13 protein-coding genes are annotated in these 14,619 nt (G+C 42.4%); 3 read left to right on the plus strand and 10 right to left on the minus strand.

Annotated features, from left to right (window positions below; translation table 11 throughout):
- Positions 1–23 precede the first annotated feature (23 nt).
- The 4 genes from BMZ06_RS16890 to BMZ06_RS16905 form a co-directional block, all read right to left on the minus strand.
- Positions 24–2,243, minus strand: coding sequence for an alpha-galactosidase (locus BMZ06_RS16890; protein WP_089753806.1), 2,220 nt, complete (start codon positions 2,241–2,243; stop codon positions 24–26).
- Between the two features lie 26 nt (positions 2,244–2,269).
- Positions 2,270–3,097: a carbohydrate ABC transporter permease gene (locus BMZ06_RS16895; protein WP_089753808.1), complete on the minus strand. Its 828-nt coding sequence runs from the start codon at positions 3,095–3,097 to the stop codon at positions 2,270–2,272.
- Positions 3,097–4,011, minus strand: a complete 915-nt coding sequence (locus BMZ06_RS16900; RefSeq protein ID WP_245756036.1) for a carbohydrate ABC transporter permease — start codon at positions 4,009–4,011, stop codon at positions 3,097–3,099. Before BMZ06_RS16900 ends, BMZ06_RS16895 begins: the two co-directional genes overlap by 1 nt.
- Positions 4,012–4,232: 221 nt before the next feature.
- Positions 4,233–5,552 (minus strand): ABC transporter substrate-binding protein, encoded by a 1,320-nt coding sequence (locus BMZ06_RS16905; protein WP_089753811.1) that lies wholly within the window; start codon positions 5,550–5,552, stop codon positions 4,233–4,235.
- A 247-nt stretch (positions 5,553–5,799) separates the two neighbouring features.
- On the opposite strand from BMZ06_RS16905, the gene BMZ06_RS16910 reads away from it, so the two are divergent.
- The gene (locus BMZ06_RS16910; protein ID WP_089753829.1) at positions 5,800–7,011 is read left to right on the plus strand and encodes an ROK family transcriptional regulator; all 1,212 of its coding nucleotides are present in this window, start codon (positions 5,800–5,802) and stop codon (positions 7,009–7,011) included.
- A gap of 76 nt (positions 7,012–7,087) precedes the next feature.
- On the opposite strand, the gene BMZ06_RS16915 is transcribed toward BMZ06_RS16910, so the two are convergent.
- Together BMZ06_RS16915 and BMZ06_RS16920 are read right to left on the minus strand one after the other, a co-directional pair.
- Positions 7,088–7,438 (minus strand): hypothetical protein, encoded by a 351-nt coding sequence (locus tag BMZ06_RS16915; protein WP_245756037.1) that lies wholly within the window; start codon positions 7,436–7,438, stop codon positions 7,088–7,090.
- 139 nt (positions 7,439–7,577) lie between these two features.
- Positions 7,578–8,471 (minus strand): ROK family protein, encoded by an 894-nt coding sequence (locus BMZ06_RS16920; protein WP_089753814.1) that lies wholly within the window; start codon positions 8,469–8,471, stop codon positions 7,578–7,580.
- Between the two features lie 145 nt (positions 8,472–8,616).
- Between BMZ06_RS16920 and BMZ06_RS16925 the strand changes: the two genes are divergently transcribed.
- On the plus strand, positions 8,617–9,552 hold the full coding sequence (locus tag BMZ06_RS16925) for an LCP family glycopolymer transferase (protein WP_089753816.1): 936 nt from the start codon (positions 8,617–8,619) through the stop codon (positions 9,550–9,552).
- Between the two features lie 162 nt (positions 9,553–9,714).
- On the opposite strand, the gene BMZ06_RS16930 is transcribed toward BMZ06_RS16925, so the two are convergent.
- The 4 genes from BMZ06_RS16930 to cidR all read right to left on the minus strand — a co-directional run bounded on the left by BMZ06_RS16930 (position 9,715) and on the right by cidR (position 12,612).
- Positions 9,715–10,116 (minus strand): hypothetical protein, encoded by a 402-nt coding sequence (locus BMZ06_RS16930; RefSeq protein WP_089753818.1) that lies wholly within the window; start codon positions 10,114–10,116, stop codon positions 9,715–9,717.
- A 485-nt stretch (positions 10,117–10,601) separates the two neighbouring features.
- Entirely contained in the window at positions 10,602–10,976 is a 375-nt protein-coding gene (locus BMZ06_RS16935; RefSeq protein ID WP_089753820.1) for a hypothetical protein, read from the minus strand.
- Positions 10,948–11,505: an acyl-CoA thioesterase gene (locus tag BMZ06_RS16940; RefSeq protein WP_014644769.1), complete on the minus strand. Its 558-nt coding sequence runs from the start codon at positions 11,503–11,505 to the stop codon at positions 10,948–10,950. Before BMZ06_RS16940 ends, BMZ06_RS16935 begins: the two co-directional genes overlap by 29 nt.
- A 195-nt stretch (positions 11,506–11,700) precedes the next feature.
- Positions 11,701–12,612 carry a cidABC operon transcriptional activator CidR gene (gene cidR, locus BMZ06_RS16945; protein WP_089753823.1) on the minus strand — a complete coding sequence of 304 codons (912 nt, stop codon included), beginning with the start codon at positions 12,610–12,612 and terminating at the stop codon, positions 11,701–11,703.
- A gap of 188 nt (positions 12,613–12,800) precedes the next feature.
- Between cidR and BMZ06_RS16950 the strand changes: the two genes are divergently transcribed.
- Entirely contained in the window at positions 12,801–14,162 is a 1,362-nt protein-coding gene (locus tag BMZ06_RS16950) for a TrkH family potassium uptake protein (RefSeq protein WP_089753825.1), read from the plus strand.
- The last annotated feature ends 457 nt before the right edge of the window (positions 14,163–14,619 follow it).

Genomic DNA, 14,619 nt, shown 5'->3' on the forward strand with positions numbered 1-14,619 from the left:
GGTATGTAGAAGCGAAGGCTGCCCTAGTTCTCCTTCAGCAAGAAGATCCGGGACTGGTAGTCTCCTCCGCGTTCTGCCTGATGAGGATTGGCGCCATTAAATTCCTTGCCCAGCGGCAGGCCCCGATTCATCAATTCGTCTCCGTAGAACAAACGAGTAAACCCTTCAATTTCATATTGCTTCTCAGGCTGCAATCCTTTAAGTTTCAAGGTTTGGTTATGGCCGGGATTGGGGCGGTAATTCTCTTTGTACCACCCAATGATCGCCTGCTTTCCATTTGCACTGCACGCCATCCAGGCTGTTTCTTCTCCTTCAAATGGGCTTTTCAGCCGGTAGAACGTGCCCTGTGCGATCAATTTCCTGACCTTTTTAAAAAATTCAATCTGCTGCTTCACTTCAGACTTTTCCTCTTCACTCAGCTGAGAGGGGTCTAATTCGTAACCAAACGTACCGAAATACGCGACATCTCCTCTGAACTTGAGCGGCGTTTCCCGAAGCGTCTGATGGTTTGGAACAGCTGAAACGTGAGAACCGATCGTGGCGAGAGAATACCCAAGCGAAGTGCCATACTGAATTTTCAACCGTTCAGCAGCATCGGTATCGTCACTTGCCCACGCCTGCGGAGCGTAGTACATCATTCCAAGATCAAACCGGCCGCCTCCACCTGCACAGGATTCAAACAATACATTCGGATACCGGGTGGTTAGACGCTCATATAAGTCGTAAACTCCAAGGATGTAGCGATGATAAAATTCTCCCTGATTCCGGATGTGCTGAGAGAAAGGCTCTGTAATGTTACGGTTCATGTCCCACTTAATATAATCCAGATCTGCTTCTTCAATTAAACTGCTCATTCTATCGTATAAATAATCGACGACCTCAGGATTGGAGAAATCAAGAACCATCTGATTCCTCCCCAAAGTCTGCGGACGACCAGGTGAACCAATCACCCAATCCAAACGCTCTTTCATCAATTCACTCTTAGGACTGATCATTTCAGGTTCAAACCATAATCCAAACTGCAGACCTTTCTGTTTCACCGTACGTGAAAGCGCACCTATTCCATTCGGCAATTTCCTTGTATCGACAAACCAGTCCCCTAAAGAACTCGTATCATCGTCCCGTTTTCCGAACCATCCGTCATCCAGAACAAACAGTTCTATGCCTAATTTTGCAGCTTCCGTCGTAAAAGCATCCAGCTTTTCTTCATTAAAATCAAAATAAGTAGCTTCCCAATTATTAATGAGAATCGGACGCTCTTTCTTCATCCATCCAGGAGAGATTAGATGGCTCCGCTGCCAATTATGCAACGCCTGGCTCATGCCATTTAATCCTTCATCTGAAAATGACAGAACCACTTCAGGACTTTGGAAGCTTTGCCCTTTTTCAAGTGTCCATTGAAATGACCCCGGATGGATTCCCATGGATAAGCGGGTTTGATTAAAAGGATCTACCTCTGCCTGAGCAAGAAAATTTCCGCTGTAAATAAACTGGAGCCCGATCGCTTCTCCCTGATGTTCTGTGGCTGCTGGTCTTTTCAACATAAGATACGGATTATGCAGGTGTGAACTTGCTCCTCTGTTACTTGCGATCGATTGAATTCCCTGCTCCAGCTTTCGCTTTTTAACATGACGTTCACGTGCCCAGGCTCCGGACAGATGCATCAACTCGTAATCGGCATCCGGAAGGTCCAGGGTGAGTGACATCAGACGCTTTATTTCTATTGTCGATTCTTGACCATTTTTAATCATGTGACTTCGGGTTAAAATCGGCAGGTTCTTAAATATGGTATAGAACAGATGAATCTCTGCTCCGGTTACCTTATCCATTAATCGGATCGTCAGTGTATCTGCTTCCGTTTCCAGGGCAAAGGAAGCGGGAAGACCTTGCAGCTTCGGCTTCCCTTTTCCTATTTCATACCCATGAAAGGAAAAATCAGATACCTGGATTTGATGCTCGTCCTCGATTTGAAGAGCAGGTTCCCTGAAGTCTCCTTTTCCGTAAAGGGGAAATTCCTGTTTCACTGTTTCCAATGAAAAATCAGTATCATCCGTGAACGTATGAGTGGTGTACGGAACCGTATTTTCATAGGTTTGAAAGTGTGTGAAGTCCTCTCGGTCCGTCAACGCCTGCCCATAATACAGATGCCCTAACTGCCCATTTTTCATTACGTGGAAAATGTAACTGATTTTACCGTTTGTAAGATGAAATTGCTGTCTTTCTTCATTAATATAAATCGACACAACGACACCACCTGTCTATTCATTCTTTATTCCTTAACAGATCCACCAAGAATACCGGAGATGAACTGTTTTTGCAGTAGTAAGAAGAAAATCATAATTGGCAAGGTGGAGAGCGTCGTCCCCATCATAACCTGTCCGTAGTCTATACGAGACATTCCTACCAGACTGGATAAGGCTACCGGCAAAGTGTACATATCCTGTGACTGCAGCACAACAAGCGGCCAAATAAAGTTGTTCCACTGGAACATGAATAAGAAAATACCGACGGCAGCGAGTGCTGGTCTCATAACCGGGAGTACAATCCGGAAAAAGATATGGAATTCTCCGGCTCCGTCCACTCGGGCAGCTTCCAGTAATGAATCAGGGATGGCCTGCATATTTTGACGCATTAGGAAAATAGCGAATGGATAAGCGGCCTGAGGCAGAATCACAGCCTGGAACGTATTCAGCCAGCCGACGTTTGAGAAAATTTCAAACAAAGGAATTAACGTAACATGGTACGGAATCATAATCGCCACTAACAGCATAAAGAAGATCTGATTTCTTCCTTTAAACTGAAACTTGGCAAAAGCGTAACCGGCTGCTGTACAAATAATCGCAGCTAAAGCGGTGAAAGTGAGTGTGATCAGCAAAGAGTTACCCATTACTCTAATAATGCCGACATTTTCATTTAGATTCTTAAAGTTTTCCCACCCATGAGTGCCTGGAAAGAAGTTAGGCGGCACTTTGAAGATTTCACCTGATGGATTGGTTGCCCCTACAAACATCCAATAGAATGGAAAAACGGAAACAATAACCCCTACAAATAGAAAGAAGTATAATAGAGTCTTTTTTAAAGGACTGACGTTTTTCATTATTTATCTTCACCTGCCCATTTCATTTGTGCCCAGGATAGAACACCAATGATTAGTACGAGTACATATGCAATAGCGGAGGCATAACCAAAGTCAAAATATCTGAAACCATTCTGATATAAGTACAAAGTAATGGTTAAAGTGGAGTTATTCGGTCCGCCTTCGGTAAGGATGTATGGTTCATCAAATAATTGCAGTGTACCGATGGTAGAAAGTACGAAAGTAAATAAGAAGATAGGTTTAAGCTGAGGGATCGTTATATAAAAGAACTGCTTCAGCTTACTTGCTCCATCCATTTCCGCAGCTTCATAAAGGGACCCAGGGATATTCTGAAGACCTGCCAGGAAGATAACCATGTTATAGCCCGTCCACCGCCAGGTAATCGCAACCATAAGAGCTACTTTCGCCCAAAATGGGTCAGACAGCCAGGCAATAGGCTCCACGCCCACAAAGGAAAGCAGATAGTTAATCAGACCATAGTTTTCATCTAGCATAATCATGAAAATAATCGATGAAGCCACGAGCGCTGTAATGGCTGGCATGAAAAAGGCAATCCGGAAAAAGCTCTTCATTTTTACCAGTTGGGAATTTAATGCTACAGCGATGATCACGGCAAGAAATAACTGAATCGGCACTTGTATTAGTAGAATTAAGAACGTATTGCCAAGCGCTTTATAGAAGAGTCCGTCCTGAAACAACCGTATATAGTTTTCAAGACCCGCAAATACATAGCCGGAACCTTCACGTTTTTGGAAACTTAATAGTAATGAAGAAATAACAGGATAAACCGTGAAGATTAGAAAAAAGGTGACAGCCGGCAGAATGAATAAATAAGGGACATTCTTGGGCGTAATCCAGCGCTTACGCTTCTTAGGTTGATTGGATTTTGCTGGTTCAGCATTGGTTTGACTCAAATGAATTCTACCTCCTTAATTTAAGTACCCGCGCTTATATATAAGCGCTTTCAAAACTGGATGACTTTATTAATTAATTTAATTTACTTAATGATAACACAACGTTTTTTATAAGTCTGCTTTAATTCCCAAAAATCTAAAAAGTCGGTCAATCTCCTTATATGAAGGAGACTGACCGACCATTTGTTACTATACGCATACAAGCAGGAAGATCATTAGGTTTACTCGGTCACTTCACGACCTGTCTCACTTTTCAGCTTTTCAGCCGCATTTTGTAAAGCGTCTTCAATTTTCGTACCATCAAGCAGGATAGAAGCTTGAGTATCAGACATTGTATCAAATGCACGAGCGTAGTCAGCAGTATAGTTAGCTACAGGAATATCAGCCACTTCTTCAGAGAACAGTTTATAGATCTGTTGATTAGAGAAGTATTCAGACTCCTGGCTGAAGAACTCTTCTTCATAGGCAGAGTTCAAGGACGGGAAGATCCCTTTTTCTTTAAGAGCTTTCATTTGAGGATCTACTTCTGTCGTGAAATATTCTACGAAAGCATAAGCTGCACCTTGATTATCTGTAGAAGATGGAATGACAAGATCCGATCCGCCTAAGTTAGCTGCACGGTTGCCGCCCTCTTCAAAAGCTGGCAGTTGGAAGACTCCCCATTGACCATCTTGATCAGGGGCCTGGTCTTTGATAGTACCTGAATACCATACACCGAATGGAACAGTTGCTACTTCCCCATTAACCGTTGCAGATACTACGCCATTCCAGCCATCATTGTTCAACACAAGCTCTTCATTTTCAAGTTGCTGAATCACTTCAAATGCTTTTTTAGACTCTTCTGATGTTACGTCAATATTTCCTTCTTCATCATAATAATAAGCGCCCTGCTGGTTCAGCATCATACGATATAAGGCATCATCTTTTGCAATATCGATCGGTACCATCTGCGTACCTGTTTTCTCTTTAATTGTTTTTCCTGCTTCGATGTAATCATCCCATGTTTTAATATCTTCAGGATTTACTCCTGCTTCTTCAAAGATATCTGTACGATAGAAAACCCCTGTCGGTCCAACATCCCATGGGGCAGCAAAGAATTCTCCATCCGCATTTTGAGTAACAGATTGCTTATACTCGCCGAACTTATCCTTATGGTCATCATAACCAAGTTCTGAAAGGTTAGTAAGTGCATCAGGGAATTGGTCATAATAGTTAGCCAGGCGATCTGACTCTACCATAACTACGTCGGGTAACCCATTACCTCCTGAAGCTAGTCCTACCGTCAGCTTTTCATAAACATCCAATCGTCCAATATCCTCTACCTTCACTTCAACATCAGGATATTGCTCTTTAAATCCATCAACCGCAAGTTCCATCGATTCAGCTGCTACGTTCCAGCCCCAAACCGTTATTTCACCAGATGGTTCTCCACCCTCATCACCTGAAGATTCATCTCCACCATTTCCACTATTGCCTGAACAGGCAGCCAGAACCCCAGCAACAAGGCCTACTACCAGAAACATTTTCCACCAGCTTTTCATAATTATCTTGCTCCCCCTTTTTTGATAGCGTTTTCAAAACTTACTAAAATAAATTAATTAACTAGTTATAAGTTAGCATAATAAACGTAAAATGAAAAGAGTTTTTTCAAAATTACCAAAATAGTTTATGGGTGGAATGAGATACTTTACCATGCATAAGCTTATGATCTTTTCACTTAGTTAAATAAATTAAATTAGTAAGATTTATGATATGATAGGGGAAGAAAGAATTGTTGGAGGAGATGAAATGACTACAAAGTACACACGAGGCAGTTTCCAATTAATGAAATCAATGAATAGATCCATCATTTTAAATATGATACGTGAAGAAGGACCCATATCCCGGGCGGAAATCGCTAAACAAACCCGTCTTACTCCCCCTACAGTCAGTAACATTGTGAAGGAACTGATTAATACACAGTTTGTTATAGAGACGACCCAAGGAATGTCTAAGGGCGGACGTAAACCTACACTTCTGGAAATTAACGCTGACCAATTTTATACTCTTGGTATAGATGTGGGAACTTTCCATATGAAATTCGTGGTAACCAACCTGTTCGGAGATTTAAAAGATGTAACCAGTCTTCCCATCGGTAACTATCCAGGGAATGAAGATATCTTATCCATTATGAAACAAGGAATTCAGGAGCTTCTTTATTCCGGAAAGAACGATCCAGGAAAGTTCCTGGGAATAGGAGTGGGCATGCACGGAATTGTCGATCCTGAAGAAGGTGTTTCCCTTTTCGCTCCCTCTTTTCAGCTGCGAAATATTCCTATAAAAGAAGAACTGGAAAAAGACTTCAATATGATTGTAAAAGTTGAAAATGATGCGCGTACCATGACGCTAGGGGAATACTGGTTCGGTAATGGAAACGATGCGGACAACATGGTAGGAGTGAATGTCGGGAACGGAATCGGTGCAGGAATGATGATTAAGGGAAGGCTTTTTCACGGGGAAAACAATATAGCTGGTGAAATTGGCCACGTAACCATTGATCTATCCGGACCAAAATGCACATGCGGTAATTACGGCTGTCTGCAAACCCTGGCTGCCGGACCAGCTATTGCCGACCGGGCTCGAAAAGAATTAAAAACCGGAAAACCTTCGATTATACATGAGCTGGTCGATGGAGATTTTGAGAAGGTAGACGGTCAGGTGGTCTATCAAGCTGCGTGTGAAGGTGATGAGTTCAGTATTGATCTATTGAATCAAACAGGACGATACTTAGGTATTGGATTAACCAACTTAATACACACCATTAATCCTAAGCGGATCATTGTGGGCGGCGGGGTCTCGAATGCGGGAGATTTCCTGATGAAAGGAATAGAAGAAACAATTCAGTCCAGAGGATTAACCGATAAAGCGAAAGAAACATCTATCGTTCTATCCAAGCTTGGCGAACACGCTTCCGCCATAGGAGCCTGCGTCCTTGTCCTAGAAGAATTCTTCGTCAGGTAACGATAAAACCAAAAAATCCCCACCTCAGGTCATCCAATATTTGGATGACCTGAGGTGGGGATTTTTGGTGAATCTGCTAATTAAGCTGAAGCACCATTCCTTCAAGCACTTCCGGGCTTCTTGCTTTCAGCCGGATCCCTTTGTAATCAAAGACAACGATTTGTTGAGGCTCTACCTGTAAGAGTTTTCGATAATTTTTTTGGTCCTCTATTTTTTGATAACTAACCTTGGCTGCAATATTTTTTCTTGCCAGAAATACTTTAATTCCATTTAGCGATGATTGATAGGCTTCTTCAGGGGGATCATTCTCATAAAACACGACAATGTGCCATTCATTATCCTTAGAGGGTTTGAATTCCTCGATGGCTCTCCCTGAAGCATCAGCGCACCCCGCCATAAAGAAAGCAACGAACAGCATAGATAACATCTTCTTCACGTTTTCATTCCTCCAAAAGATTAACCTATTTTACTGTACGCTTGCTTTATACCAATTATCCCTGAAAGGGAAAAAAAGGGACCTCAAGTCATCCAGATTCTGGATGACCTGAGGTCCCTTTTACTGGATATTACCGGGTAAGCAGGGAAGCTCCTATTACGCCGGCATCTCCGCTCAAGGAAGACGGCTGGAGATTAATATAAGGAACCAGCTCTTCATAGACATATCCTTTCACTTTTTCTCTAAGTGGAGTCCATACCAGATCACCGGCGTTCATCACGCCTCCGCCGATCACAAACACATCAGGATTAACGACGTGCGTCACATTTGCAATGCCTACAGCTAAATAATCAACCGCGTCATTGACAATCTGCCATGCTTCTTCATTTCCTTCTCTGACAAGATCGAATACGGCTTCCGCCCCTCCTTCTATGTCATGAAGCTCCTTGGCCTGTTTTCCAATCGCCGTTCCGCTCGCGTACCCTTCAAGTGCCCCTTTATTTAAATTACTGTACTGAGAACCGCCGCGCTGAACAATCATATTTCCGATCTCACCTGCGAACCCTTGAGCTCCTTGAAATACTTGTCCATTGACCACCAGGCCGCCGCCTACTCCGGTACTTACCGTTACATAATAGACGCTTTCATAGCCTTTTCCGCTGCCGTAGGTGGCCTCAGCCAGAGCAGCAGCATTTGCATCGTTCGTTAAATAAACGCTTGCAGAGAAATGCTGGCTGACTTCATCCACCAGATAAACTTCGTCCCAGCCCGGTAAATTCGGTGGACCTAAAATTACTCCACGCTTCGGGTCGAGTGGCCCCGGGGCTCCAATACCAATTCCGTCGATACGTTTCTTTCCTTCAGAAATGGTGTGGATCATGTTGACCATTTTTTTAATAGTATGAAGGTGTCCCTTCTCTACTTCTGTCGGTTCTTGCAAAAGCTCCTCAACCATGCCATTTTTATTTATAATCGCGACACGAATGTTGGTACCGCCTAAGTCAATTCCTATATTAATCCCCATAGCTAACTCCACTCCTTTTAATAGAACTCTCCTTCTTCTATTGTACTGGTTTTTCTAACTCCATTAAAACGTTGTCTACTATTTTTACAGAATTCTGCAAAAAAAGTATAATAGAAGAGAACTCCTTAAAAAAAGAGGTGGACGTATGGGTCGGAGTGAACGCTATAAAAAGAAGCGAAAAAAGAGAAGAGTGTGGAAAATCCTTCTCGCCGTATTGGCCGTCTTTCTAATCGCAGGCGGTATCTTCATTTTTAAACTTTTTAATGATGTCCGAACGACAATCAATGATGATCTTCATGAAGATGTATCTACCATTGATACAGATGAAACGAAAGAAAAAGTGGATAAGAAAGAACCTATTAATATACTACTTCTAGGTGTAGATGAACGTGAGAACGATGTCGGAAGATCCGATACCATGATCGTTATGACACTTGATCCTAACAACAATCAAATGCAGATGGTCAGTATCCCCCGTGATACGAGAGTAGAGATTGCTGGAGACGGGCGAACCACCCGGATTAACCATGCCTACGCCTATGGCGGAAGTGATATGGCCGTTGATACCGTTGAGAACTTTTTAGATATCGATCTTGATTATTATATAAAGGTGAATATGGAAGGCCTTTCTCAACTGGTCAATGCGGTTAACGGCGTAACCGTCGAGAACGATCGTGCTTTCAGTGCTGGCGGACACAGCTTTAAAGAAGGAACGATTGATTTAAACGGTGAAGAAGCACTAGCGTTTGTAAGAATGCGCAAAAATGATCCGAGTGGAGACCTCGGCCGTAATGAACGTCAGCGTCAGGTCATTCAGGGAATTATCGATAAAGGTGCAAGCATTGGCGTCGTTAACAAAATTGGCGATATTCTGGATGTACTCGGTGATAACGTAAACACCAACATGCAATTTGATGATATGAGGAGGCTTGCTTCCAACTATAGAAGCGCCCGCCAAAACACTTCCTCTTACCAAATGAGTGGCGAAGGTAGAACGATTAATGGGATGTACCTGATGATTATGTCTGATCAGGAAGTACAAAAAACGCATGATATGATTGTTAATTTTGGTTCTAATTAAAATAAACCGCCTCGATGTCGAGGCGGTTTTTCTTAATTTTTTCATGACAATAACCACATAAGCATGAACGTCACAGTACAATCACTGTTTACATTTTTCAAATAGACTCTTTCACCTAAGAACCTGGTATTGAGTAAGTCTCGCATTTGAGTTACTAGCTTTCTACGAAGTAGTTTGATTACGGCGGGAATGCTGAATCCATCTCCAAAGCATCCGAATCACAAAGTAAACTGCGCAAAACACGAGAAACCCAAATATACTTGCTGCTGCATCTCCGAATTCCATATTTCCTCTTCCCGTAATCTTCTGCTGGATTTCTACAGCGAATACGAAAACAAGAATCATAGAAAAAGTGAATAAAAACGAAATCGCTGAGATACTTAGCTTAGATAAGGCATGAAAAATAGAATCCACAAATAATAGCGCAATCAGTCCTAAAATACCAATTACCCAAAAGTGAAGGTCTTTGTCAGACAAATCCCATCCAAGTACCTGCGTGAGGTCCAAGAGAACATCGTGCCAGATATTCACCAATTCAGCCATAATTAAAATAATTTCCCTCATATAAGCTCCTTCTCACTCCTAAACTTTCCATTTTGTTCATTTTAAAATACCTTATCATATTTGTATGTAAATGAATATATAAATATTGGACGTTTTCAGGACAATCGTCCAAAGTAATAAAGAAGCTTTGCACTAGCTTTAAAAAACTCTTTTAAACGCTGTTATTGATTTTTTTCAGAAAAGATTTATTAACCTATAGGGCCGGTACTTGAAGACTCGATTTCGAGATATTGTGTGGAGAAGGGGCTAGGCGAGACCCCACAGGGAGTGAAAGCGACCGAGGAGGCTCGTCAGTTCCCCCACAGGAAAGCGAGTTATTTCTCCACCAACCCTTATCCATCTAACGTAACGGCCCCATTTATCTCGTAACTGAGTCTTCAACAAACGGGAGCTTTTCTTTAAGGTCAACACTCCAATTTAACATAGTTTAAAAGAACAGGCGCACCGGGCTAATGTCCCGGTGCGCCTGTTCTTTTAAAAAATTGTTATTTAAAAATCGTCGAGCCTTTCAACATTTCCGGCTTTGCCCCTAAGATAAGTAAGAATAATTTAGGATAGCCGATCTCACGGTGCTTCGTTAACGTTTGTCTCACGACTTCCACGTCCTGATGATCGGTCAGCTTTTGAACCTCTTTTTGGTAAAGGGTAAGGATCGAGTCCTTCATATATTCAGGTTCATATACCGTAATGTCTTCATCCATGAGCAGACTGCCCATATAGCCATATTTCATTTGAAGCTGGCGGGTCAGACTTACTACATGAAGAAGCTGTTCATATACCTCCGGATTCTGGTTTCTTAACTCCCCAAAATCTTCTTTAGCTGCATACAGATCACCCAAACTGGCTAATGTTTTCACCATATAAATATTCTCCTTTCTCCCATGGCTTTTCAAGACCGATAATATCCGTCAATTGCTTGCTGTGCTTACGGCGTACTCTTCGGGTCTGAGCCCTTTCTTCACCGGACTCATAGAGAAACTTCTCCTCTTCAGTCTGAGGAATCACATCCGGAACCGGCACCGCCTGCTTATTCTCATCCAGCGCCACGAATGTTAGAAACGCTGTTGCCGCCATTCTTCTTCTCCCCGTAATCATATCTTCTGCGATTACTTTACAGAAAATCTCCATAGAACGGTTACCCGTGTACGAGACAAAGGACTCTACGCAAACTGAATCCGACTGATGAACCGGGTTCAGGAAATCAATCGAGTCTGTTGAAGCCGTTACACATTCTTTCACACGGGCATGACGCCTCGCTGATAACGTGGCACTATTATCTAATTTCTTCATTAAAACGCCGCCGAACAGCGTATTATAGTTATTTAAATCATTCACAAGCACTTGATCGGTGCTGATAATTAAACTTTCTTTTGGTTTTTTGGCATCCATTGCTTTATCGTTCCTCTCTGTAAAAAATTCTTCATAAGCGCTTATTCGTAAAGACATGCCTCTACAAAAAGGAGTATAAATACAGTGTAAGAGCCTTTTCTAAGAAAGTGAAATAGTTATTCATCATGATTTAGATAGACATTATCTATGTAAATGTTTTCATCGATTCAATCCAGGCATAAAAAAGCAGCCCGCTTATTCATTAAGGGGCTGTTCTTTCCCGGCCTGTGTAGCTATACGATCCTGAGTAAACTTCAGCCATTCTTTCGTGGCGTAAGCTAAATAACGATCCTTCGGCCATATAATCGCTAAGTCCCATTCAAGAACAGGCTGGACAACTTTTATGATTCTGACATCTTCTTTTAATAAGTGAGCGACGCTATTTGGAAGAATCGAAATTCCAAGGTTCGCGGCGATCATTTTCCCTATAAAATCCCACTGGGAACTCTCCGAAACGACTTGAGGCAGAAAACCCGCTTCCTTACAGGCAGATACAATCCGGTCATTCAATACGAAATCTTTGTTAAACAGGATAAACGATTCCTCTTCCAATTCTTTTAAATAAATCTGTTTCCGTCCGGAAAGCTTATGAGATGGAGGAAGAACCACCCTTAGCTCCTCACTCATAAGGAAGAAATAATCAAATCTTTCTTCTTCCGTAGGCAGTACCGTGATTCCAACATCCAGCTCTTCCTGAATGATATTGTCCTCTATTTTTTTGGCTCCATTTTCCAGAAGCTGAAATGTAATATGAGGGTATTGATCGTGAAATCCTCCGAGCGCTTTAATAAACTGGTCCGCATCCATAATTGGAGGAAGTCCAATCCGTATGTGCCCTTTCTGAAGGCCGAGAAGATCGTCAAGCTCCGTCTGGAGATTATTGAAGGCTTTGTCAATAACTTCTGCCTGAGCTAAAATGACCCTCCCGGCATCGGTAAGGGTAATTTTCTTACGGGAACGCTCAAATAACTCTACCCCCAGATCCGCTTCCAGGTTCTTAATCATTTTACTAATCGTCGGCTGACTGATGAACAAATGATCTGCCGCTTTTGTAAAACTGCTGAATCTCGCAACTTCAATAAAATATTGCAAATGACGAATATCCATACGCACTTCCTCCCTCCAACACTCTTCCTCCCATCATAGACGACCCCCGCTCCCCCCCGCAACCATAAATTCCCACCTCAGGTCATCCATTTTATCCCATGAGTTACCCTTGCTATGTTCTTTAAATATCTATAAAATCCATAAGTACAGACAATTTAGCATCTATTCTATTTAAGGAGTACTCATTCATGGCGCATGCATTTAAAACTCCACACTTTTTTGACAAGCTTTCTCCCTTTCAAATTATTGTATTATTCTATATATCCGCAGCCTTACTCTCTACCCTGCTGATTAGCCTGCCTTTTCTTCATCAGGAGGGTGTAAATCTAAGCTTTATTGACAGTTTGTTTACTGCCGTAAGTGCCATCAGCGTCACAGGGTTAACCGTGGTTTCTACAGCCGACACTTTTAATACGCCCGGGTACTTCGTATTAATGTTTATTCTACAATTTGGCGGGATCGGTGTTATGACGCTTGGAACGTTTATCTGGCTGCTGCTCGGCCAAAAAATCGGTTTAAAAAGACGTCAGCTTATCAAAACGGATCAAAACCGGACAACTTTCGCTGGAATGGTAAAGCTGATTCGCCAGATTCTACTAATTATCGTCATTATCGAAATCATAGGTGCCCTTATTCTAGGGGTTTATTTCACCCAATATTTCCCCACCACGAGTGAAGCATTTATCCAGGGGGCTTTTGCTTCTGTCAGTGCAACGACGAACGCCGGATTTGATATCACGGGGTCCTCGCTTGTCATGTTTAAAAGCGATTATTTTGTGCAGTTTATTAACATCCTACTGCTGACACTTGGAGCGATTGGATTCCCTGTTTTGATCGAAGTGAAAGATTACCTTACGAGAAGAAGTGAAGACTTTTTTAACTTTTCTTTATTCACAAAGCTTACTTCGGTAACTTTCGGGCTGCTCGTTCTTATCGGAACCGTGCTTATTTACTTGTTTGACCGCACTCATTTTTTCCAGGGTAAATCCTGGCATGAATCTTTTTTCTATGCTTTTTTCCAATCGGTAACGACAAGAAACGGCGGCCTGGCTACGATGGATGTAAGTGAATTTACCCCCTCTACGTTATTGGTCATCTGTGTACTTATGTTTATAGGCGCTTCGCCAAGCAGTGTGGGAGGCGGCATCCGAACCACTACGTTCGCGATCACGCTGCTTGCGATTTTAGCCTATGCACGGGGAAGAAGTCATGTACGCATCTTCCATAGAGAAATTGATCAGGAGGATATTTTCCGTTCGTTCATTGTTATCAGCACGGCCATTATGATTACAACCGGGGCCATCATTTCACTCTCCCTGTTTGAGCCTCAATTTTCACTGCTTGAAGTCATGTTTGAAGCGTGCTCGGCTTTTGGTACGACGGGTCTATCGATGGGTATTACTTCAGATCTTCATTCCATTGGAAAAATCATTATCATTGGTCTTATGTTCATCGGTCGGATCGGCATCTTTTCTTTCTTATTCATTTTAAGAGGAAGAGTGACTTCAGACAATTACCGATACCCTCGGGAGCCGATGATCATCGGCTGATTTATCATTAAAAAGAGCAAGGTCCCAGCCGGGTGCCTTGCTCTTTTTAAGTTCGCTCTCTTAAACTTTCGTTTTGTTATTATGGTAAAGCCCCCGTTTGCAGACGCCCGAAACCACTTAAGACAACGCTGTTTGATGAGAAGAAAGAGTATGTGAATAGGTTGCTATTTTCATGCTACAAAGATGTGTAATCACCCCGAAAGACACGAACAGCATAAGCCGAGCATCAAAAGCATGGTGATTTTTCCGTCCGTTGATGAACGGCATAGGTCTCGAGAGGCTCGGTGATGGAACAAGACGTGTTATTTAACCACCAGGCCCCTCCTCATGTTATAACGGATCCCGATTTACCTCGAAATCGAGTCTTCCACAATCCGGCCCTATTGCGTAATAAGCCTTAAAAAAATCAACAATAAACTATAACAGAGACATTCATGCTAATTTTTTCGCACCATGA

This window comes from Halobacillus alkaliphilus (genome assembly GCF_900113125.1).
Taxonomy (GTDB): Bacteria; Bacillota; Bacilli; order Bacillales; family Halobacillaceae; genus Halobacillus; species Halobacillus alkaliphilus.

What these genes read in the sequence shown, in the direction of transcription:
- BMZ06_RS16930 (WP_089753818.1), bottom strand. Translation starts at nt 10,116, where the DNA reads ATGAGGGAAATTATTTTAATTATGGCTGAATTGGTGAATATCTGGCAC.
- BMZ06_RS16915 (WP_245756037.1), bottom strand. Translation starts at nt 7,438, where the DNA reads ATGTTATCTATGCTGTTCGTTGCTTTCTTTATGGCGGGGTGCGCTGAT.
- BMZ06_RS16910 (WP_089753829.1), top strand. Translation starts at nt 5,800, where the DNA reads ATGACTACAAAGTACACACGAGGCAGTTTCCAATTAATGAAATCAATG.
- BMZ06_RS16940 (WP_014644769.1), bottom strand. Translation starts at nt 11,505, where the DNA reads ATGGATGCCAAAAAACCAAAAGAAAGTTTAATTATCAGCACCGATCAA.
- BMZ06_RS16950 (WP_089753825.1), top strand. Translation starts at nt 12,801, where the DNA reads ATGGCGCATGCATTTAAAACTCCACACTTTTTTGACAAGCTTTCTCCC.
- cidR (WP_089753823.1), bottom strand. Translation starts at nt 12,612, where the DNA reads ATGGATATTCGTCATTTGCAATATTTTATTGAAGTTGCGAGATTCAGC.
- BMZ06_RS16925 (WP_089753816.1), top strand. Translation starts at nt 8,617, where the DNA reads ATGGGTCGGAGTGAACGCTATAAAAAGAAGCGAAAAAAGAGAAGAGTG.
- BMZ06_RS16905 (WP_089753811.1), bottom strand. Translation starts at nt 5,552, where the DNA reads ATGAAAAGCTGGTGGAAAATGTTTCTGGTAGTAGGCCTTGTTGCTGGG.
- BMZ06_RS16895 (WP_089753808.1), bottom strand. Translation starts at nt 3,097, where the DNA reads ATGAAAAACGTCAGTCCTTTAAAAAAGACTCTATTATACTTCTTTCTA.
- BMZ06_RS16920 (WP_089753814.1), bottom strand. Translation starts at nt 8,471, where the DNA reads ATGGGGATTAATATAGGAATTGACTTAGGCGGTACCAACATTCGTGTC.
- BMZ06_RS16935 (WP_089753820.1), bottom strand. Translation starts at nt 10,976, where the DNA reads ATGGTGAAAACATTAGCCAGTTTGGGTGATCTGTATGCAGCTAAAGAA.